Annotated in this window: 18 protein-coding genes; 10 read left to right on the forward strand and 8 right to left on the reverse strand. The window is 66.9% G+C overall.

Annotated features, from left to right (window positions below; genetic code table 11):
* The first annotated feature begins 46 nt into the window (after positions 1-46).
* Positions 47-316, forward strand: a complete 270-nt coding sequence (locus BM113_RS16055; RefSeq protein ID WP_089789056.1) for a hypothetical protein — start codon at positions 47-49, stop codon at positions 314-316.
* Between the two features lie 95 nt (positions 317-411).
* Here BM113_RS16055 and BM113_RS16060 read toward each other — a convergent pair whose 3' ends face one another.
* Entirely contained in the window at positions 412-960 is a 549-nt protein-coding gene (locus BM113_RS16060) for an SPW repeat domain-containing protein (RefSeq protein WP_007143341.1), read from the reverse strand.
* Between the two features lie 153 nt (positions 961-1113).
* Here BM113_RS16060 and BM113_RS16065 point away from each other — a divergent pair, with 153 nt between their 5' ends.
* The 4 genes from BM113_RS16065 to BM113_RS16075 all read left to right on the forward strand — a co-directional run bounded on the left by BM113_RS16065 (position 1114) and on the right by BM113_RS16075 (position 6091).
* Positions 1114-4029, forward strand: a complete 2916-nt coding sequence (locus BM113_RS16065) for an AAA domain-containing protein (RefSeq protein ID WP_089789057.1) — start codon at positions 1114-1116, stop codon at positions 4027-4029.
* 136 nt (positions 4030-4165) lie between these two features.
* On the forward strand, positions 4166-4306 hold the full coding sequence (locus BM113_RS22385) for a hypothetical protein (RefSeq protein ID WP_177209193.1): 141 nt from the start codon (positions 4166-4168) through the stop codon (positions 4304-4306).
* Position 4307: 1 nt separating this feature from the next.
* Positions 4308-5765: a sodium/proline symporter gene (locus BM113_RS16070; protein WP_089789058.1), complete on the forward strand. Its 1458-nt coding sequence runs from the start codon at positions 4308-4310 to the stop codon at positions 5763-5765.
* A gap of 80 nt (positions 5766-5845) precedes the next feature.
* Positions 5846-6091, forward strand: a complete 246-nt coding sequence (locus BM113_RS16075; RefSeq protein ID WP_089789059.1) for a hypothetical protein — start codon at positions 5846-5848, stop codon at positions 6089-6091.
* Between the two features lie 65 nt (positions 6092-6156).
* On the opposite strand, the gene BM113_RS16080 is transcribed toward BM113_RS16075, so the two are convergent.
* Both BM113_RS16080 and BM113_RS16085 read right to left on the reverse strand, forming a co-directional pair.
* Entirely contained in the window at positions 6157-6555 is a 399-nt protein-coding gene (locus tag BM113_RS16080; RefSeq protein WP_089789060.1) for a DUF7522 family protein, read from the reverse strand.
* Positions 6556-6680: 125 nt separating this feature from the next.
* On the reverse strand, positions 6681-7661 hold the full coding sequence (locus BM113_RS16085; RefSeq protein ID WP_089789061.1) for an AIR synthase family protein: 981 nt from the start codon (positions 7659-7661) through the stop codon (positions 6681-6683).
* Between the two features lie 199 nt (positions 7662-7860).
* Here BM113_RS16085 and BM113_RS16090 point away from each other — a divergent pair, with 199 nt between their 5' ends.
* Entirely contained in the window at positions 7861-8235 is a 375-nt protein-coding gene (locus tag BM113_RS16090; RefSeq protein WP_089789062.1) for an ABC transporter permease, read from the forward strand.
* Positions 8236-8266: 31 nt separating this feature from the next.
* On the opposite strand, the gene BM113_RS16095 is transcribed toward BM113_RS16090, so the two are convergent.
* The gene (locus tag BM113_RS16095) at positions 8267-9043 is read right to left on the reverse strand and encodes an SDR family NAD(P)-dependent oxidoreductase (protein WP_089789063.1); all 777 of its coding nucleotides are present in this window, start codon (positions 9041-9043) and stop codon (positions 8267-8269) included.
* Between the two features lie 246 nt (positions 9044-9289).
* Here BM113_RS16095 and BM113_RS16100 point away from each other — a divergent pair, with 246 nt between their 5' ends.
* Positions 9290-9997 carry an HAD family hydrolase gene (locus BM113_RS16100; protein ID WP_089789064.1) on the forward strand — a complete coding sequence of 236 codons (708 nt, stop codon included), beginning with the start codon at positions 9290-9292 and terminating at the stop codon, positions 9995-9997.
* 87 nt (positions 9998-10084) lie between these two features.
* Positions 10085-11155 carry a phosphotransferase family protein gene (locus BM113_RS16105; protein ID WP_089789065.1) on the forward strand — a complete coding sequence of 357 codons (1071 nt, stop codon included), beginning with the start codon at positions 10085-10087 and terminating at the stop codon, positions 11153-11155.
* A 54-nt stretch (positions 11156-11209) separates the two neighbouring features.
* Here BM113_RS16105 and BM113_RS16110 read toward each other — a convergent pair whose 3' ends face one another.
* The 4 genes from BM113_RS16110 to BM113_RS16125 all read right to left on the reverse strand — a co-directional run bounded on the left by BM113_RS16110 (position 11210) and on the right by BM113_RS16125 (position 17427).
* Positions 11210-11752 carry a winged helix-turn-helix domain-containing protein gene (locus BM113_RS16110; protein ID WP_089789066.1) on the reverse strand — a complete coding sequence of 181 codons (543 nt, stop codon included), beginning with the start codon at positions 11750-11752 and terminating at the stop codon, positions 11210-11212.
* Positions 11753-11827: 75 nt separating this feature from the next.
* On the reverse strand, positions 11828-14593 hold the full coding sequence (locus BM113_RS16115; RefSeq protein WP_089789067.1) for an ATP-dependent helicase: 2766 nt from the start codon (positions 14591-14593) through the stop codon (positions 11828-11830).
* Positions 14594-14671: 78 nt separating this feature from the next.
* Positions 14672-14863 (reverse strand): DUF8015 family protein, encoded by a 192-nt coding sequence (locus BM113_RS16120; protein ID WP_394327721.1) that lies wholly within the window; start codon positions 14861-14863, stop codon positions 14672-14674.
* Positions 14864-15090: 227 nt separating this feature from the next.
* A complete protein-coding gene (locus BM113_RS16125) occupies positions 15091-17427 on the reverse strand; it encodes a hybrid sensor histidine kinase/response regulator (protein ID WP_245758077.1) in 2337 nt (778 codons plus the stop codon).
* A gap of 435 nt (positions 17428-17862) precedes the next feature.
* Here BM113_RS16125 and tsaA point away from each other — a divergent pair, with 435 nt between their 5' ends.
* Positions 17863-18252 carry a tRNA (N6-threonylcarbamoyladenosine(37)-N6)-methyltransferase TrmO gene (gene tsaA / locus BM113_RS16130; protein ID WP_089789070.1) on the forward strand — a complete coding sequence of 130 codons (390 nt, stop codon included), beginning with the start codon at positions 17863-17865 and terminating at the stop codon, positions 18250-18252.
* A 73-nt stretch (positions 18253-18325) separates the two neighbouring features.
* A complete protein-coding gene (locus BM113_RS16135) occupies positions 18326-19060 on the forward strand; it encodes an MBL fold metallo-hydrolase (RefSeq protein WP_089789071.1) in 735 nt (244 codons plus the stop codon).
* The last annotated feature ends 664 nt before the right edge of the window (positions 19061-19724 follow it).

A 19724-nucleotide genomic window follows, 5' to 3' on the forward strand; every position in this document is an offset into this window, starting at 1 on the left:
CCGTCGACAGGGATCGTAAGCGGTACTCGGTAACCGATCGTTTCCAATGTCCGTCCGCCAACCACTCCGGCTGATCGAACTGTTTCGCGCCGCACCGGCAAAGAGCGCGCTCCTGACGCTGGGACCGGCCGCACTCGCGGTCGGACAACTGCTCAACAGCTACGTCAACGGCGTCTCGCCGGTCGTATCACTGGGTTTCGCCGCCGTTATGCTGACGTTTGCTGCCGTCGCGACCGGCCACCACGCCGCCGAACACCGGCTGCGCGAACTCGAGCGCGAGGTAGTTTCCGACGCGGACTTCGAGGGCGCGGACTGACCTCGCCGTTGGCCGCTCGACTCGGGACCCTGCGCTTTCGTGACCCCGCTCCGGGGATGGAAGCCGCTGCGTAGAAATCGCCCGCACAGCACCCGCTACGTTCGCGCCTCCGGTTCCGTCGTCACGGTCCGCGCTTCTCGGGCCTCGTAGGCGTTGTACCCGGCGAGTCCCGCGATCAACAGCCCGGTGACGATCGTGCTCCAGAACATGCCGCCGATCATCTCGAGCAGCGCCGCCGAGATGATCAGCCAGATCCCGAGCACCGCGACGAGCGACGCGACGCCGACGCTCAACGGCACGTCGTTCGAGAGCCGGTAGTAATTGTAGCCCGCGGCGACGAAGACGACCGCGCCGACGAGACCGTTGTTCCAGAGGATCTCGCTGCCGACGTCGTAGATCAGGACGGACGCGGCGGCCCACAGGCCGAGCACGGCGACGATCCCGCTGACGACCGACGTGTTCCGACGGCGCTCCTCGTTGGCGAGCGCCGCGCCGTCGTCGCGGGGAGCGTGACCGCCCTGGCCGGTCCGCTCGCCGGAGGCGGCTCCCGTCCCGGAATCGGTTTCGGCCGGCGTCGGGCCGCTCGGATCGTCGACGCCGGGCTCCGAGTCCGTTCCCCGGTCGTCGCGGTTCGGATCACTCATGGCACCCGGTGGTTCGGCCGTGATTCAAAAAGGAGTCGCGACCGTTTCGACCCGTCCCGGACCGGTTCGGTCGGTAATGATTGCTTACGACCGGATCCGGGCGACGAGCCGGGACCGATAGCGTTTTTGATCGGTCGCCCGTGACGAGTAGCCGTGCACGTACGCGGAACCGTCGCGGGCGAGGTCGAGGTTCGCTCGGTGTCGACGACGTACGGCGAGACCGATCTGGCGGAGGTCCCGCTTCGCCTCGAGGGGGGCGAGGGAATCGAGGGGGGCGAGGGGGGCGAGGATGGGAACGAACACGCGGCAGCCACCCAGGAACGGGCGGGGAACGAGCCGACCGAACGGCCCGGTACAGCCGAGACCACGGTCACGCTGTGGAACAAGTGGACCGAGTCGGCCGAACTCCTCGAGCCGGGAATGGAACTGCTCGTCACGAACGCCGAACGCGAGGAGTACCGCGGCGAGATCCAGTACGCGACGACCGGCGACTCCTACGTCGTCGTCGAGCCGAGTTTCCTCGTCAACGTGACGGCAATCCGCAACTGGGTGGAGTGTCCCCGCCTCTATTACCTGAACAAGCTCTCGGGGATCCCGCTGAACTACCCCGTCGTGAAAGGGACCATTGTCCACGAGGTGTTCGGCGACCTCCTGCGGGGCCGAGACCTCGAGGAGGCCATCGAGGCCCGCGTCGAGGAACACGGCCTCGAACTCGGCCTGCTCGGCGAGTCCGCCGACGCCGTCGCCGACGACGTCCGGGAGAACGCCGCGGCGATCGAGGGCTGGCTCGAGCAGGGTCGGTTGACGGAGGAGGATGGGGCGGCGACAGCCGCCGACGATGGGGCGGCGACAGCCGCCGACGATGGGGCGGCGACAGCCGCCGACGATGGGGCGGCGACAGCCGCCGACGATGGGGCGGCGACAGCCGCCGACAACCCGGAGCGGGCGTTCACGCCCGCGGAGGGGAGCTGGCGCTCCGAACAACTCCTGATCAGCGAGACGTTCGGCATCCGCGGCCGGGCCGACGCCATCCGGCGGGGCGCGCCGGTCGAGTTGAAGACGGGCAAGAACCTGAAGAAGGAACCCCGGTTCAAGGACAAGGTCCAGGCCGCCTGCTACGCGCTGTTGCTCGAGGAACACGGCGGCGACGTCGATACCGGGACCCTGCTGTACACGAAGAACTCGGCGCTGGATCGCAACGAGGAGACCGGCGACCTCACCCCTGCGAAGGACTTCTCGATGGGCGACGGGCTCCTGAAGTTCGTCGTCCGACTGCGCAACGAGATCGCCGCGATGGAGACGAGCGGCGACGTGCCGACGGGGTACGAGGGCGACGCCAAGTGCGAGTACTGCTTCGAGCAGGACACCTGCATGGTCGTCTCGGGCCGGCTCGACCAGGAGTCGAAAGCCGGACAGATCGGCCAGGCGCTGCCCGAGGAGGAACGCGAGTACTTCGAACGGTTCTACCGCGCGATCGAGGAGGAACGCCGGGAGGTCCACCGCGAGTACGCCAAGCTCTGGGAGCAAGACCCCGAGGAGCGGGCCGACGACGACCGCGCGCTGATCGACCTCGAGTTCACGGAGATGCGGGAGCTCTCGGAGGGACGGTGGGAGCTTCGCGCCCGTCGGCAAAGCGGCGCGACCTCGAAACTGCGGGAGGGCGACCTGGTGCTGGCGAGCGACGGCGATCCGGTTCGAGGGAGTTCGGAACTGGCGCGGATCGAGCGATTGGGGGACGAAATCGTCCTGACCGCGGACGAGCCGGTCGAGGTCACTCGGCTGGACGTCTACCCCTCCGAACTCACGACCGACCGGCTGCTCGCTGCCCTGCACGACTTCCTCCTGAAAGGGGACGACCGACGGAAAGACGTGCTGTTCGGCCGCGAAGAGCCCGAATTCGACCTCCCCGACGAGACGTTCATCGGCAACAACGACGCACAGAACGAGGCCGTCCGGATGGCCGTCGGTGCCGAGGACGTCGCGCTGATCCACGGCCCGCCGGGCACCGGCAAGACCTACACCATCGCCCGCGCCGTCCGCGCGATGGTCGAGCGCGGCGAGCGCGTCCTGCTGTCGGCCTTCACCAATCGCGCCGTCGACAACGTCCTCGAGGCCTTGCTCGAGGGACTCGAGGACGTGATCGACGAGGATCGGATCGTCCGCGTCGGCTCCGAGAGCGGCGTCCGCGAGGACATGGAGCCGTACCGCCTCGAGCGCGCCGGCGACCCCGGGGATCGGCTCGCGGAACTGCAGAACGCACAGGTGGTGGCGGCGACGACCGCGACCTGCGGCTCGCGGGTGATGAAAGAGCAGTCGTTCGACGTCGCATTGGTCGACGAGGCCGCCCAGCTCACCGAGCCCGGGACCTGTGCGGCGGTCAACCTCGCGGAGCGGTTCGTCCTCGTCGGCGACCACGAACAGCTCCCGCCGGTCGTCCGCGCGGAGAACGACCTCACGGAGTCGCTGTTCGAGCGACTCGTCGACCTCCACCCCGAGGCCGGCGTCATGCTCGACCGCCAGTACCGGATGAACCAGCGCATCCAGGCGTTCGCCTCGCAGGAGTTCTACGACGGGAAGCTCCGGCCCGCCGAACCGGAAGTCGCCGCGCGGACTCTGGACGACCTCGAGGGGGTCGCCCGCGCGGACCTGCCCGAGGGCTTGCGGGACCCCGTCTCGTTCGTCGGCGTCGAGGGCGACGGCGGCCGCTACACGGACGGCGAGGAGGCCGCCCGGATCGCCGACCTGATCGACGCCTACGAGGCCGCCGGGCTCGACCGCTCCGAGATCGGGGTCATCGCCCCCTTCCGGGCGCAAGTCTCGGAGATCTCGAAACGCGTCCCCGACGACGTCGCCGTCGACACCGTCGACCGCTTCCAGGGCTCGAGCCAGGAGGTCATCGTCGTCTCCTTCACCGCGACCGGGTCGCTCGAGGGACCGATCTTCGAGGACTACCGCCGGATCAACGTCGCGCTGACCCGGCCCAAGCGGGCGCTGGTGCTCGTCGGCGATCCTGCGGCGCTCGAGACCGACCCCGTGTACGAACGGATGCTCGAGTGGGCACGACAGTAGCTGCGGAATCGTCGGTGACAGCGGACAGCGACACTGCTTTCTCCGCCGATCGGTCGTGAAAGTGTAACATCACGAATTTTATCGATCGATGTTCGAAAACCACATATAGTAGAACAATTCTATTCCGCGATGTGTTATGACGTCGCTAGGCGGGTTACCGGTCGGAACGGCCGTCGCGATCCTCGTGATGGTAGTCGTTCCGATCGTCACGTACCTGTTGTACAGGATCGATCACCAGCGCGGAGACGGGCGCGTAACCGTCCTGGGCAAACGATAACATGTCGGAGGCACAGCTACAGGCGACGTTCGGACTGTTCGTCGTGGTACTGCTGTCGATCGGACTCTACTTCTTCTTCACCACGGAGACGAAGCGGCTGTCGGACTACATGCTCGCGGATCGGGACGTCGGCACGGTCCCGATCGCGATCTCCGAGGTGACGGCGGTCGCCAGCGGATGGACGTTCTTCGCGTGGGTCGGCATCGGCTTCACCGTCGGGATGAGCGGCCTCTGGTTCTCGATCACGATGGTCCTGATCGTCCTGTTCCTCTACCGGTTCGTCGCTCCCCGATTCCGACGGACCTCCGAGGCGCTGGGGAGCCAGACCGTCGTCGATCACCTCGCCTCCACGTTCGACGACCACCGGCTCGGCCCGGTGATCCGACTCGTCGGCACCGTGACGATCGTCGTCTTCCTGATGTCGTACATCGGGGCCCAGATCATCGCCATCGGCGAGGCGATGGACGTCGGCCTCGGTATCCCCTACACTACGGCCATCCTGATCGGCGGACTCGCGGTCGCGTTCTACACTACGCTCGGGGGATTCAACGCCTCCGTCACGGCCCACCTGCTCATGGGCTCGCTCGTGATCGTCGCCGCCATCCTGGTCCCGATCGGAATGGTCCTCGAGATCGGCGGCTGGTCGGCGTTCGTCTCCGAGGCGTCGGCGGTCGATCCGGCGCTCCTGACGATGACCGGCGGCGACGCAGGAACCGCGCTGCTGATCGCGGTCCTCTCCTGGGTGACCTTCGCGGCGGGCGCGATCGGCCAGCCCCACGGCCTGATGCGGTTCCAGGCGATCCGCTCGGAGCGGATCATCAGCCGAGCGTCCGTCATCGCGGTCGCCTTCCAGTCGCTTCGGCTCACGGTCCCGCTGATCATGGGTGCCGCGGGCCGCGTGCTCTACGACGGTGCCGACGTCCACCACGAGAACGTCGCGATGCACGCGATCATCGACATCTTCCCGTCCTGGCTCGCCGGACTGCTGCTGGCGGGGATCATCGGCGCGATCCTCTCGACGTCTGACTCGATGATGATCGTCACCTCGGCCGACGTCACCCGCTTCTACGAGGAACACCTCAACCCCGACGCGACCGAGCGCGAACTGATCCTCTTCGGCCGCGGCGTCGTCCTCGCCGCCGCGCTGATCGGGATCGCGCTGGCCTACGTACGGCCGGGGACGATCTTCGACATCATCGAGTTCGCGTTCGTCGGACTCGGCGCTTCGCTCGGGATGCCCCTCGCCGCGGTCGTCATCTGGGAGAAGACGACCGCCGAAGGGGTGTTCGCGACGATCATCGTCGGCCTACTGGGCTCGGTCGGCAACCTCTATCTCTTCGCCGACTACTTCCCGATCCTCGTCTGGCCGGTCGCGATCGCGACGCTCGTCCTCGTGAGCGTGGCGACTTACGACGGCCGCGGGCAGTACGCCGACGAACGAACCGTCCCCACGGACTGAACGCCAGTTCGGTCGCCACTACCTCCGTTCCTCTCGTTCCACGTGAGCAACGTTATGTATCCTCTCTCGCAAGAGCCGATATGTCCCAGGCAGAGGGAGACGACCTGCCGGTCTACCCCAAGGACCTCCTCGTGCTCGGCGTCGTATCGCTGTTCGGTGGCCTGCTGATCGCGGCCTGGCTGCGCCCGCTCGAGGCCTCGCCGGAGTTTCTGTTCTCGATCTTCTCGGGTGCGGTCATGCTGGTGTTTTTCCTGTTCATTCCGGTGATGGGGATCCGTCTGTTCCTCGAGGACCGGAACGACGAACCGGAGACGGACCCGGAGTGAGTACGAAAACTGAAGAGTCGGACCCGCCGACGCCCATCGCCGACCGTCGACCGGACGAGCCCCCTTCAGGGACTCGAGGACGGCACTCGCTTCTCGAGGTAGTCGAGACACCACTCGAGGTCGCCGTCGATCGGTTCGTCGCTGCCCCGATCGACGGATACCAGGATTCCCGCTTTGGGATCGACCGGGTCCGGGACCGAGAGGAACCAGGCGTCGTCGAAGGCCCGGACGAACCCGCTGAACTCGCCCGCCCGAAAGGCGCCCGTGTCGCGATCGACCGACAGTTGGGTAACGATCGTCCGATCGACGACGGCCTGGAGGTCGGACCCGGAGTACTCGGTTCGGACGTCCTCGCGCAGTACGGGTTCGAAGTCGGTTGCCTCGTAGCAGACGACAGCCCGTAGATCCTCGCCGATCCGATTCGAGACGTCGTCCCAGATCGACTGCGGATGAATGTCGTTCATAAATAGCCCTGAGTGATAATGCCGATTGCCAATAAATATAGTCTATGATATAATCGAGGGACGTAACGGGGTCGGTGAGGTGATGAGCACGGGGACGAGAAGGCGACCGTCGCGATCCAGTCCGGCTACTCCGTCGCGTCGGCGGCCGCCCAGAGCGGATAGAGGTCGTCCGCTACGGGCTCTCCGATCACCTCGTCGTCGAGGACCAGTTCGGGCTCGCCCTCGGCAACCGTTCCGACGGTCGCAGCCTCGATGCCCGCCGAGGAAAGCGCCTCGAGAGCCTCGTCCCGGTGCTCTCCGGGTACCGTAGCGAGCAACGCGCCGGAGCCGAAGATCCGGAGCGGGTCGACCCCCGCGGCCGCACAGAGCCGTTCGGTCTCCGCGCGGACGGGCACGGCCTCGCGGTCGATCTCGAGCCGAACTCCGGAGGCGCGTGCGATCTCGAGCAGGCCGGCGGCGACGCCGCCCTCGGTCGGGTCGTGCATCGCCGTCGCGAACTCGCGGACGGCCCGACCGTCCGGGACGACGCTGATCTCCTCGAGGAAGGCGCCCGCCCGATCGACGGTTTCGGGATCGACCTCGAGGTCCTCCGCGAAGTCGGCCGCCAGGATCGCGGTGCCCTCGATCCCCGCCGCTTTCGTGAGCAGGACGGCATCCCCCGGCTCGGCCCCGCCGGTGGGGACGAACGACTCGGTCGCCCCCATCGCGGTCAGCGAGACGAGCGGCCGCTCTAGCTGGTCGACGTACTCCGAGTGGCCGCCGACGATCGACGCGCCGACCTCGCTCGCGGCCGCGTCCAGGTCACGGGTGATCGCCTCGAGATCGGCGGTCTCGTCGGGCAGCAGGACGACGACGGTGAGCCACCGGGGGTCGGCACCCGACGCGGCGACGTCGTTGCAGGCGACGTGGACGCCGAGGTTGCCGACCTGCGAGGCCGCGAGCGAGATCGGGTCGGAACTCACGACGAGGTCGCCGCCGGGCCAGTCGATGGCAGCGGCGTCCTCCCCGTCGGCGGGTCCCTGGAGGACGGTCTCGTCGACGTCGGCCTCTCCCGTCCGCTCGAAGACGTGTGCGAACAACTCGTCGGGTGGTACCTTCCCCGGCATATCACCAACTGGGACGATGCGGCGTTTGTAGCTGTCGACGTCGCGACGGTCGCGACCGCCGTCTCGCGAGCACACGCTCGAGGTCGGTGTATTTGTTCCCCGCCGTCGTACGACGGACCGTGCATCCGTGCGGAATCGGACGCCTGGACGGAACCGACTGGAGGACGAGCCCCGGGAAACCAGCGGACGGTGATCGCCCGTGAAACGGACGCTCACCCGAATCGCGGCGGTCGCGATCACGATCCACGGGCTCATCCACCTGCTCGGTACCGGCGTCTACCTGGAACTCTTCGAGTTGGCGGAACTACCGTACAAGACGACGCTGCTCGGCGGCGTCCTCGACGTCGGCGATACCGGAATCCGGGTCGTCGGCGCCCTGAACGCCGTCGCGGCCGTCGGATTCGTCCTGTCTGCCGCCGCCATGGTCACCCGCTGGACCCACTGGCGACCGCTGCTGTTCGCGGTGACGGTTCTGTCGCTGGTCCTCACGACGCTCGACTGGACGGTCGCCTTCGCCGGCATCCTCGCGAACCTGGCGATCCTGGCCTTTCTCGCCGCGTGGCCGCGGCTGTGAGCGACCGAAGGGGTTCTTCCTCGAGGGCGTGCTAGACGTCCGGCGACTCCATGACGTCCGGGACGCCCCGCGCGGTGATCGTCTCGCCGACGATGTACGACGACGCGGGGCTTGCGAGGAACTGGGTCAGGTCGGCGATCTCCTCGACGGTCCCCATCCGGCGTTCGACCGCCGAGCGGTCGACGTCGTCGGCCGAGATGCCCATCTGGCTCTCGACGCCCTCCGTCGCGACGAATCCGGGTGCGATACAGTTGACGCGGACGTCCTCGCTCGCCCACTCGTAGGCCAGCGTCGTCGTGAGGTTGACGACGGCCGCCTTCGCGGCTCCGTAGTGGCTCATGTACGGCGCTCCCTGCTGGCCCGCCACGCTCGCGAAGTTGACGACGGAGCCGCCGCCGTCCTTGAGATGGTCGGCGGCCGCCTGGATGCAGTTGTACGTGCCGTGGAGGTTGATGTCGACGATGGTCTTCCAGCCGTTCTCGGAGATGTCGTCGAAGTTGGCCATGAACGAGGCCCCAGCGTTGTTGACCAGTACGTCGAGGCCGTCGAACTCCTCGACGGTCGCCTCGACCAGGGCGTCGACCGCCTCGCGGTCCGTCACGTCGCACTCGACGGCCAGCGCCTCGCCCGGCCGGTCGCTCTCCGCGATCTCCTCGGCGACCGGATCGACGTTCTCCTGTTCGCGCGAGCAGATGACGACGTCAACCCCGTCGTCCGCGAACGACTTCGCGATCGCCTCCCCGATCCCGCTCGAGGCCCCGGTGACGACGGCGACGTCGCCGTCGACGCTAAACTGGGACGTGCTCATGCGCGGTCACCCGTACCGAACCGATATATTGCTACCATCGTTAGCTATAGAACCCGATACGCACACAACGTTAATAAAAATACGCACGAGTGCCGCACAGTTAAGTGAGTGGCCGGGCACCCAACGGACGAGTCCGTCCGCGACGGACCGTGAGAGACCGATGGGGTCGAGATCCCTACCGAGCGCCGATCGAGCCCGAAACCGTCCTCGAGCGTGCCGCCGTACGCGCTTGCGCGAGGGCAACCGATGAGCGACGCGACGGACCCCGACGGCTACGACGCCGTCTTCTGGGACATCGGCGGCGTACTCCTCGACCTCGAGTCGGTCGGGCGGGCCCACGCCGCGTTCGTCGACTGGCTCTGTGACCGCTACGACCTCGAGACCGACCGGGAGGAAGCGGTCGAAGCCTGGCGGGCAGCGGTCGGGCAGCACTTCCGCGAGCGGGAGGGAACGGCCTTCAGATCCGCCCGGGAGGGGTACGCCAAGGGTGTCGCCGCCGTCGTCGGCGAGCAGGTGCCGGAATCGGCGTGGAAACCCGCGTTCGACGAGCGCGTCCGCGGGGCGATCGAACCCGTCCCGGGCGCGGTGGAGGCGGTCGAACGGCTCGCCGCGACCGACTACCACGTCGGCGTCGTCAGCGACGTCGACGACTGCGAGGGGAAACGGATCCTCGAGACCTTCGGGATCCGCGACCGGTTCGACTCGATCACGACCTCCGAAGCAGTCGGCCGGACGAAGCCCGACCCGGCGATCTTCGAGACCGCGCTCGAGAAGGCCGAGATCGACCCGGAACGCGCACTCATGGTCGGCGACCGCTACGACCACGACGTCGCCGGAGCCGACGCCGCGGGCATGGACGGCGTCGCCTTCGGCGCGGAGGACGGCCCCGCGGTCGCCTACCGGATCGACTCGCCGCTCGAGGTCCTCGAGATCCTCGGGGTCGACGACGAGTGAGCGGCCCGCGCTGGAATACATTGTAAACTTACTATCTCGTCGTAACTATTTTCGTTAAGGAACGAGTGGGATTGCGTATCGATCACTATGAGCGAGGACTACTACGAGCGGCTGGTCGACGAGGAGGCCCTGGCCGCGTACCTGACCGACCACCTCGGCGACGTCGACGACGAGGAGTACGCGGTCGAGCGCCACCAGGCCGGCCACTCCAACGAGACCCTGTTGGTCACGTGGGGCGACCGTGAACTCGTCGTTCGCCGGCCGCCGCCGGGGGAGACGGCCGAGACTGCCCACGACGTGCTCCGGGAGTACCGCGTGACGAAGGCGCTGGTCGACACCGACGTCCCCGTCCCCGAACCCCTGCTCGCCTGCGAGGACCACGACGTCATCGGCAGCGACTTCTACGTGATGGAGCGACTCGAGGGCGAGGTCCTGCGCGAGGCCGAACCCGACGCGTTCGCCGACGCCGACTCGAGGCGGCGGATCGGCGAGGAACTCGTCGACACGCTGGCGGCGATCCACGACGTCGACTACGAGGCCGTGGGCCTCGCGGAGTTCGGCCACCCGCCGGGGTACACCGAGCGGCAGGTCGAGCGCTGGGGGCAGCAACTCATGTGGGCGTTCGACACGACCGCCGAGGAGCGCGAGGTCCCGGACCTCTACGAGGTCGGGACGTGGCTCCAGGACAACGTCCCCGAGGACCACCCGCACGCGCTCGTCCACGGGGATTACAAACTCGACAACGTGATGTTCGGGACCGACGACGGCCGCCCGGAACTGATCGGCGTCTTCGACTGGGAGATGGCCACGCTGGGCGACCCGCGTGCGGATCTGGGCTGGATGCTCTCGTACTGGCGGGACCCGAAGGACCCCGATCCCGCGGTGCCCGAACTGACGACCACGTTCATGGAGCGAGACGGGTATCCGACCCGCCAAGAGTTGGTCGACCGCTGGGAGTCCCGGACGGGCTTTTCCTTCGACCACGAGCGGTTCTACCGCGCGCTCGCGGTCTACAAGCTCGCGGCGCTGGGCGAGATGTTCTTCCGGCGCTACCTCGAGGGCAACAGCGACGATCCGATGTATCCGAAGATGGAGGATCGCGTACCGGCGCTGGCGGCGCGGGCGAAGCGGATCGTCGAGGGCGACGAGCCGCTGTGACCGTCCGTGGTCGGTACGGCGGACGGCGGTTCGAAACGCGGCTCCGGGTCCCGGCTACTCGCTCCCGTCGTCGGGCCGCAGGTCCTCGTAGATCTCCGGATCCGTCCGGAACTTGAGCACGTTGTGAACCGCCGAGTTTCGCAGGTTCGAGATCACGGCCCCGTGTTCCTTGTAGAACTCGTGGATCCACTTCGAGACCTGCTGGCGGGTTCGGAACATCATCACCGTCTTCCACTGGTACTCGCCGTCCGAGAGGAAGAAAAAGAGGGTGTGCTTGTCCGACTCGATGTACTCCATCGCGTCGCGCCACCCGTCCGCGAAGTTCTCCGTGTTGAACTTGAACTCGAACAGCGCGAAGATGTAGTACTCCTCGTTGGGGATGATCGCCTCGCGGAAGACCCCCTCGTCGCGCATCCGCCGGATCGACTCGCTGACCGTGACGTGGGAGACGTCGATACCGTACTCCGCCTCGAGGACGTCGGTCAACTCCCGGGAGGAGAGTTGCGGATCGTTCGAGAGTTCACAGAGGATCGCGATGTCGCGATCCTTGAACTCCCACTCCGGCGGATCGGGGCTCAGGATCGGGTCGTCGGTCATACTTTCGAGACTGTCCCGAGGGCATGCAAGCGTTACGTCTCGCCGGCAGTCCCTCGGGGACGACTCCCAGCCCGGTCAGTCCTCCGACGCGACCCCCGGAAGCGAGTCGTCGCCGATCTCCTCGAGCACGCGGTCGTGAAACGCCTGCAGGGCGGCGCTCTCGTCCTCCGCGAGGACGACGTCGCTGGCCGACAGCGTCGCGAGGCCGAACGCCCGCGGCGTCGGGGAGTCCACGAGGTGCCGTTCCACGTCGATGTCGCCGGCGTCGATCGCGTCGACGACGGCCTCGATCTCCGCGACGTTGAGCTTGTCCTCTAAGATCTCGCGGTACGTCTCCTCGATGACGGCGAACTCCGACAAGTCCTCCGCAAAGCCCAGCAGCATCTCGCTCGAAACCTGCTGTTCGCTCGCGGACTTCTCGTACCCCTTGTAGCGCTTGAGGATCATCAGCGAGCGGGTCGCGTTGATCCGGAAGTACCGCTGGAGGAGGTCCGTGCCGTCGAGTGCTGCCCGCAGATCCTCGCGGACCTGGTCGGCCTCGAGGTCCGCGAGGATCCCCTCGAGGTCGACTTTGCGGTTGAGCGGCATCGAGAGGACGAAGCCGTTGTCCGCGACGGCGACGCGGACGTTGGCCGTCGCCTCCTGGGCGCAGCGGTAGGCAAGCAGCCGCGAGAGCCCGTCGTTGAACTTCCGGCCGTACGTCGAGTGGACGTAGTAGTGGCGTTCGTACTCCTCGCGGTCGCGTTCGACCTCGACCGCGAGTCGACCGTCGGTGCTGACGCTCTCCGCGCCGGCGTACCGCAACTGGTGGTCGAACAACCGCGCGATCGCCCGCACGCTGTCGTCGTCCAGCGGGAACTCCCGCAACCAGGCGCGGACGCGGGCCGGTCCGCCCTCGTCGTAGTGCTCGAGGAGTGTCCCCTGGAACGCGAGGATCTCCCGGCCCAGGTCGTACGACAGCGGGAGCCGTTCGGAGTACCACGAGGGGACGGTCGGGCGGGCGCTCGTCCGATCGACGTAGACCTTCGAGCCCCGCCGGTAGCGGTACTCGAAGTGATCCCCGCCGAGGACGAAGACGTCGCCCTTCTCTAAGGTGTCGAGGTAGTCCTCGTCGAGCTGGCCGACCCACTCGTCGCCCGCGCGGGTGTAGACGTCGCAGGTAAAGGAGTCCGGAATGGTGCCGATGTTCGTCATGTAGATCACCCGCGCCAGGCGACCCCGCTTGCCGATCAGGGGTTCGCCGACGGGGAACTCCTCGTAGTGGTGTTCGCCGTCCGGCGGGTCGTTCTCGTCGCGCCAGATCTTCGCGTAGACGTTCTTCTCTTCCAGGCCGGCGTAGTCGGCCGTGAGGTAACGACAGAGCGACTCCCACTCCGTCTCGGAGTAGTTCCGGTACGGATGCGCCCGCCGGAGGATCGCTTTCACCTCCGACTCGGGGCGAACCTCGGCGATGGCCATCCCGTAGACGTGCTGGGACGCGACGTCCTGGGCGTTCTCCGGGATCGACACCGAATCGACGAACCCCTCCTCGGCCTTCTTCAGCATGACGGCACACTCGAGCAGTTCGTCGCGGTCGAGGGCGATCACCCGCCCGGTCACGGTCTGGCCGACGCGGTGGCCGGCCCGCCCGATCCGCTGGAGCAGGGCGGCGACGGATTTCGGCGAGCCGACCTGGACGACGAGGTCGACGTGGGGCATGTCGATCCCCAGCTCGAGGCTGGTCGAGGAGGTCACGACGTCGAGGCTCCCCTCCTTGAGCCGCCGCTCGACGTCCTGTCTGACCTCCTTCGAGAGGCTGCCGTGGTGGCAGGCGGAGTTGTCCTCGTCGTAGCCGTCGAACCGCTCGCGGAGGTTGTGCAGTACCCGCTCCGCGCCCGAGCGGGTGTTGGTGAACACGAGCGTGTTCGTGTGGTCCTGGACGTGCTCGTGGAGCTGTCTGTAGAACCGCTCCTGGACGACCTCGCGGGACGTGTTGATCAGGTCGTCGGTCGGACACTCGAGTTCGATGTCGAACTCGCGGGCGAAGCGGGCGTCGACGATGTCGTACTCCCTCGATTCGCCGCCCGGCTCCCGGCGACCCACGAGGAACTCCGCGACCTCCTCCAGCGGTTCGATCGTCGCCGAACAGCCGATCCGCGTGATCTCGCCGTCGGCCATCGCCGCGAGTCGCTCGAGGCTCACCGAGAGGTGGGTACCCCGTTTCCCGGCGGCCAGCGAGTGGATCTCGTCGACGATGACGTACTCCACGGTCCGGAGCTTCTCGCGGAACTTGGGCGAATTGAGCAGGATCGCGAGCGTCTCCGGCGTCGTGTTGAGGATGTGCGGCGTCTCCTCGAGCATCTTCTGGCGGTCGCTCGAGGAGGTGTCGCCGTGGCGGATGGCGTGGCGGATCTCGCCCATCTTCTGGTCGTCCCGGTCGGCGACGATCGACTCGATCCCCTCGAGGGGCACCTCGAGGTTGCGGTGGATGTCGTTTGCCAGCGATTTCAGCGGCGAGACGTAGAGGCAGTAGACGGAGTTCTCCAGCCCGTCCTCGCTGTCGCGGTCGCGCTTGTACAGTTCGTCGATGATCGAGGTAAACGACGCGAGCGTCTTCCCCGATCCGGTCGGCGCACAGATCAGCGTGTTCTCCCCCTCGTGGACGTTCGGGATCGCGCCGCGCTGTGGCGGCGTGAAGAAGCCGTCGTTCTCGGGGACGTACTCGCCGAACTCCTCGAGCCACCACTCGCGGACCGCGGGCTCGAGCAACGCGAACACGTCGCCGTCCTCGATCGTCGTCTCGGCCGGATCGAACGGGAGGGCGTCGTCGACGGGCAACTCGAGACCGTCGGTTCCGTCCATCACCGTGGACTGAGGACCCGGCGTGTAAGAGGGTTTGCCCACCGGATCGAAAGTGAAACGCGCCGGGCGCTCGCCGGTTCAGCCGACGGCCGCCGCGACCGTAATGAGGAGGAACGCGTGCCAGACGACCGCGGCGGCCTTCGCCCGCGCGGAGCCGGTCGGCATCGGCGGGTTCCGGAACATCGCGTCGTACACGAACACCGTCGCGAACAGCGCCCCACCCGCCAGGCCCGTGAGGAAGGCGACGGACGTCGCGAGCCCGATCGCCATCCCGAACCCGAGGCTCGCGACGATGGCGAACAGGAGTTTGTCGTAGTACTCGAACTGGATCTGGACGCGGGTCACTGGCCTTCTATGTTAGGGTATGGCTGCCCCGGCCGAAACCCCCTCGCCGATTACGAGCGAGTGGGAATCGAACTGCGCCGGTGCAGGTGACCCCCGAACGGGAGTCCGTTCGCGGCCTCGCAGTCGGGCGATCGACGTGGCGTGGCCGCCGCTTACCGGTCGGTCTCGGACCCGTCCTCGGCCCGGAACTCGAAGCGAGCGCCGCCGTCGGCCCCCTCCGTCACGGCGACGTCCCACCCGTGTGCGTTCGCGATCCGCTCGACGATCGCCAGCCCGAACCCGGTGCCGTCCTCCGCGGTCGTGAACCCGCGGTCGAACGCACGGTCGCGGTCCGACTCCGGGATCCCCGGCCCGTCGTCCTCGAGGAAGAACCCCTCCTCGAAGTCGAGGGGGCCGACGCGGACCGCGACGTCGTCGCCGACGTGTTCGACGGCGTTGCGAAGCAGGTTCGAGAGGAGTTCGCGCAGCCGGTCCGGGTCGGCGTCGACGGTCGTGTCCTCGACGCGCAGGTCGACGACGGAACCGATCTGGCGGTGTGCCTCGGCCGCGACCGTCTCGAGGGAGGCCGGATCCGGGTCGAGCACCAGTTGCCCCTGTTCGGCCATCGTCAGCAGGTCGTCGATCAGCGTTCGCATCCGGTCGACGACCTCGTCGACGTTCGAACACCGGTCCCGCACGGCCGCGGGGTCGACCCTGCCGTCGTCGCACTCGGCCGTCTCGGCGACCGTCCGGAGCGTCTCGAGTTCGGCCTCGAGAAGAGTCAGCGGGTTCCGGAGGTCGTGTGCGACGGTGTGGCCGTACTCCTTGAGCCGCTCGTTTTGCTCCTCGAGTTCCCGCTCGTACTCCTTGAGGCGGGTCACGTCCCGGTTGATCGCGACGAACCCCTCGATGTCGGCCGGCGAGGGAGTGCCGTCGCCACCTCCGCCCTGCCCGGTCGCGGTGATCGGCGCGATGGTCTGATCGACCACGTACTGCGTCCCGTCCTTGCGCTCGTTGACCACCTCGCCCTGCCAGACCTCGCCCTCGAGGATCGTCTCCCACAGCTCCCGGTAGAACGGCTCGTTGTGTTCGCCGGACTTGAGGATCGCGGGGGTTCGACCGATGGCCTCGGCGCTCGAGTAGCCGGTCATCTCCTCGAACGCCTCGTTGACGTACTCGATCGTGCCCGCGGTGTCGGTGATCAGGACGCCGTGGCCCGCGTGGCGGACGGCCTTGCGGTACTGGCGGAGTTCCCGCTCGCGTTCCTTGCGTTCGGTGACGTCGCGGTTGATCGCGACGTACCCCTCGACCGCCTCCCCGTCGGCGTCGGTGATCGGCGCGATGGTCTGATCGACCACGTACTGCGTCCCGTCCTTGCGCTCGTTGATCACCTCGCCCTGCCAGACCTCGCCCTCGAGGATCGTCTCCCACAGTTCACGGTAAAACGGCTCGTCGTGTTCGCCGGACCGCAGGATCGCCGGAGTCCGGCCGACCGCGTCCTCCCGGTCGTACCCCGTAATCCGTTCGAACGCCTCGTTGACGTACTCGATCCTCCCCTCGGCGTCGGTCATGAGGACGGCGTGGCCGGCGCGTTCGACCGCGTTGCGGAACTGGCGGAGTTCCCGCTCGCGCTCCTTGCGTTCGGTAACGTCGCGGTTGATCGCGACGTATCCCTCGACCTGCTGGCGGGGGTCGCCCCCGTCACCGTCAGCCTCGCCGTCGCCCGCCACGGTCGTCCGTCCGCCGGCCGTAATCGGGGCGATCGTCTGGTCGATGACGTACCGGCTCCCGTCCTTGCGCTCGTTGACCACCTCGCCCTGCCAGACCTCGCCGTTCGAAACCGTCTCCCACAAATCCCGGTAGAACTCCTCGTCGTGAACGCCGGAACTGAGGATTGCCGGGGTCTCACCGACCAGCTCCTCGACCTCGTACCCCGAGAGGGTTGCCATCGACGGGTTCGCGTACGTGATCGTCCCTTGCCGGTCGGTGACTACCATTGCGTGACCCGCGTCCTCGATCGCATCGTAGAGGTTCCGGAGCTGTCGCTGCTGGCGGGTGATCGTCACACAACTCCGGATCCGGGTCGCGAGCAGGTCGTACCTGGTCCGGCCGGTGTCCTTCTGGAGGTAGTCGTCCGCGCCCCGCTGGATCGCGCGGCTCGCAACCTCCTCGGATCCCTGTCCCGCGAACATCACGAATGGGAGTTCCGGGTAGCCGTCTGTCACGGTCTCGAGCAGTTCCAGCCCGTCCGTGCCCGGCATCCGATAGTCGCTGACGAGACAGTCGACGGTCTCCTCTCCGCGCTCGAGGAACTCGAGGGCCCGATCCGCCCGGGTGACGGTGTACGTCGTGAACCCGTGTTCCCGCTCGAGGTAGTCCGCGACCAGTTCGACGAAGGCCTCGTCGTCGTCGACGAGCAGTACCGTAACCGACGACGAGAAACTCCCGCCGCGTTGTTCGTCGTTTCCAGCCCGTCCCCCGGTTTCGGTGAGCGTTGGTGCCATAGTCATACGATAGCTCTCGCCGTGACTCGGTCCGCGACCCCGTGATGTCGTCCCTCTCGTCCCGTTCTCCCGGCCGACTGATCGGACCCCGCGTCTCGATCCCGCCGGCCCCGGTCCTTGCTCCGTCGTTTTCACCCCAATTATATGAATATACTGCCCAACCGAGTATTCAGAGACTGCAGTTCGACAGCCTCGATTCGAACGAGAGAGATACGTTCCATCGATCCGGAAAAATGGTCTTCGACTCCATTTCCACGTCGAATAACCGTTGCTGGTGGTCTTCGATTTCCACCCTGACCCGTACTGCGTCGGCTCCCGAGAGGAATTCTGCCGACCGATAAATGAGTGTAGCTTCATATGTGAAGGTAAGGTCGTGCGGGGCTGTCGTCCCGCGGTCCACTGGCGATGGGGTTCAAGCCTTCCCCGGTCGAACCCCCTCCGATGACAGGATCGCCATTCGAACTCGAGCCGATCGGGGTAGTCCTGACGCCCTTCGAGACGAGCGACGATGCCCCGCGGCAGGGCCTCGGAGGGGAAGAACCCGCCCACGGCGATATCGTCCTTTCCCCGGCGTTCGAGCCCGGACTCGCGGGGATCGACGCCGGCGAGACGGTCGACGTCCTCTGGATCGCCGACGAAGCGGATCGGTCGATCCTCCGGGTCCGTGACGGGGAGCGAGGAGTCTTCTCGACGCGATCGCCCCACCGTCCGAACCCGATTTGCGTGACGACCTGCCGTGTGCGTGCGGTCGACGGGCGTCGACTCGCCGTCTCCGGGGTGGACATGCTCGACGGGTCGCCGGTGGTCGACCTGAAGGCACCCCTCGAGTGACGGGAAACCGTCGTCGGCTCCGAATCCGGCGGCCAGCGCAATCCTTTTGCCCCGGCCGGGCACAGCCACTCGCATGCGCATCACCTTTCTCGGGACCGGAAGCGCGATGCCGACCGGAGACCGCTTCCAGACCGGTATCCTGGTGCAGGACGACGGCCGCACGCTCCTGATCGACTGTGGGTCCGGCGTCCTCCACCGGCTCCAGCAGTCCGGCGTCGGCTACGAGAACGTGTCGACGATCCTGCTGACCCACCACCACCTCGATCACGTGGCCGACCTGCTGCCCCTGATGAAAGCGCGCTGGCTCGCCGGCGAGGAGCACCTCGAGATCGTCGGTCCCCAGGGGACGAAGGGGCTGGTCGACGACCTGCTGTCGGTCCACGACTACATGGAGGGCCGGATCGACCTGCAGGTCCGGGAGGTCGTTCCCGGCGAGTTCTCCGTCGCCGGCTTCGACGTCTCGGCCTACGAAACCCGTCACTCGCTGCCCTGTCTCGCCTACCGGTTCGGCGACCTGTTCACGTACAGCGGCGACAGCGAGGCGTTCGCCGGCCTGGCGAACTTCGCCGACGAGTCAGCGATCCTGGCCCACGACTGCTCGTTCCCGGACGACGTCGACGTCTCGAACCATCCGACGCCCGAAACGCTCGGGCGGGAACTCGCCGGCCACGACATCGGTCGGGTCTATCTCACCCACCTCTACCCGCACACCGACGACCGACACGAGGAGATGCTCGAGTCGATCGGGGCCCACTACGACGGCGACGTCCGGTTCGCCGAGGATCTGAAGACGGTCACCGTGGAGTGACGGGTTCGCCGACGATTCGTCTTGTCGCCAGCAGTTGCTTTTTCGACGCCCCCTCATGCTAGCGTCGGACTGCCGGTGACATTTTACAGGAAGTTATCAATTCGGTCTGTTTATAGGCTGAACAGGCGCAATACCACGTCGTTCACGGCGTGGATACGCGCCGTCACTTTGGAAAACGTACCGCCATTCAACCGCCTGCGGCGAGTTTCCAACGGTTGCGTTTAAATGACAGGCCGCCCTATGCTCATGTAGGAATTGGTCGGAACGGAGCGGATTCCGAACCGTCCTTCGGAGGCGGCCTGTCCGCCCACGTAACGAGGCAGTATCCGAAAGGGTAGTCGGTGAACGCACATGCTCGAAGCGTGTGTCTGTGCCGACTGCTCAAAGCGAGCAAGACGATACCCCCAACTCTGCTGACGCTTGCCGACGTCCCCGTGGCAAAAACAACACAGGGACGCCGTACACGGTCGAGGATAGGGGTAACGGCGGTTTGGCACCGCCAGCAGTCCACCACACTGAGACTGTGGGACTACCCGCGCCCGAAAGGTGTGGTAGTCCGCCGGTTGGACTGCAAACCTGACTCGATGGAAACGCTGCTACTCCATGAGAACCTAATGTAAGCATGGGGCGCAAGAGACCGACGGAGTTTCGGTGCCATCGAGCA

This window comes from Natronobacterium haloterrestre, from assembly GCF_900112205.1.
Lineage (GTDB): Archaea > Halobacteriota > Halobacteria > Halobacteriales > Natrialbaceae > Natronobacterium > Natronobacterium haloterrestre.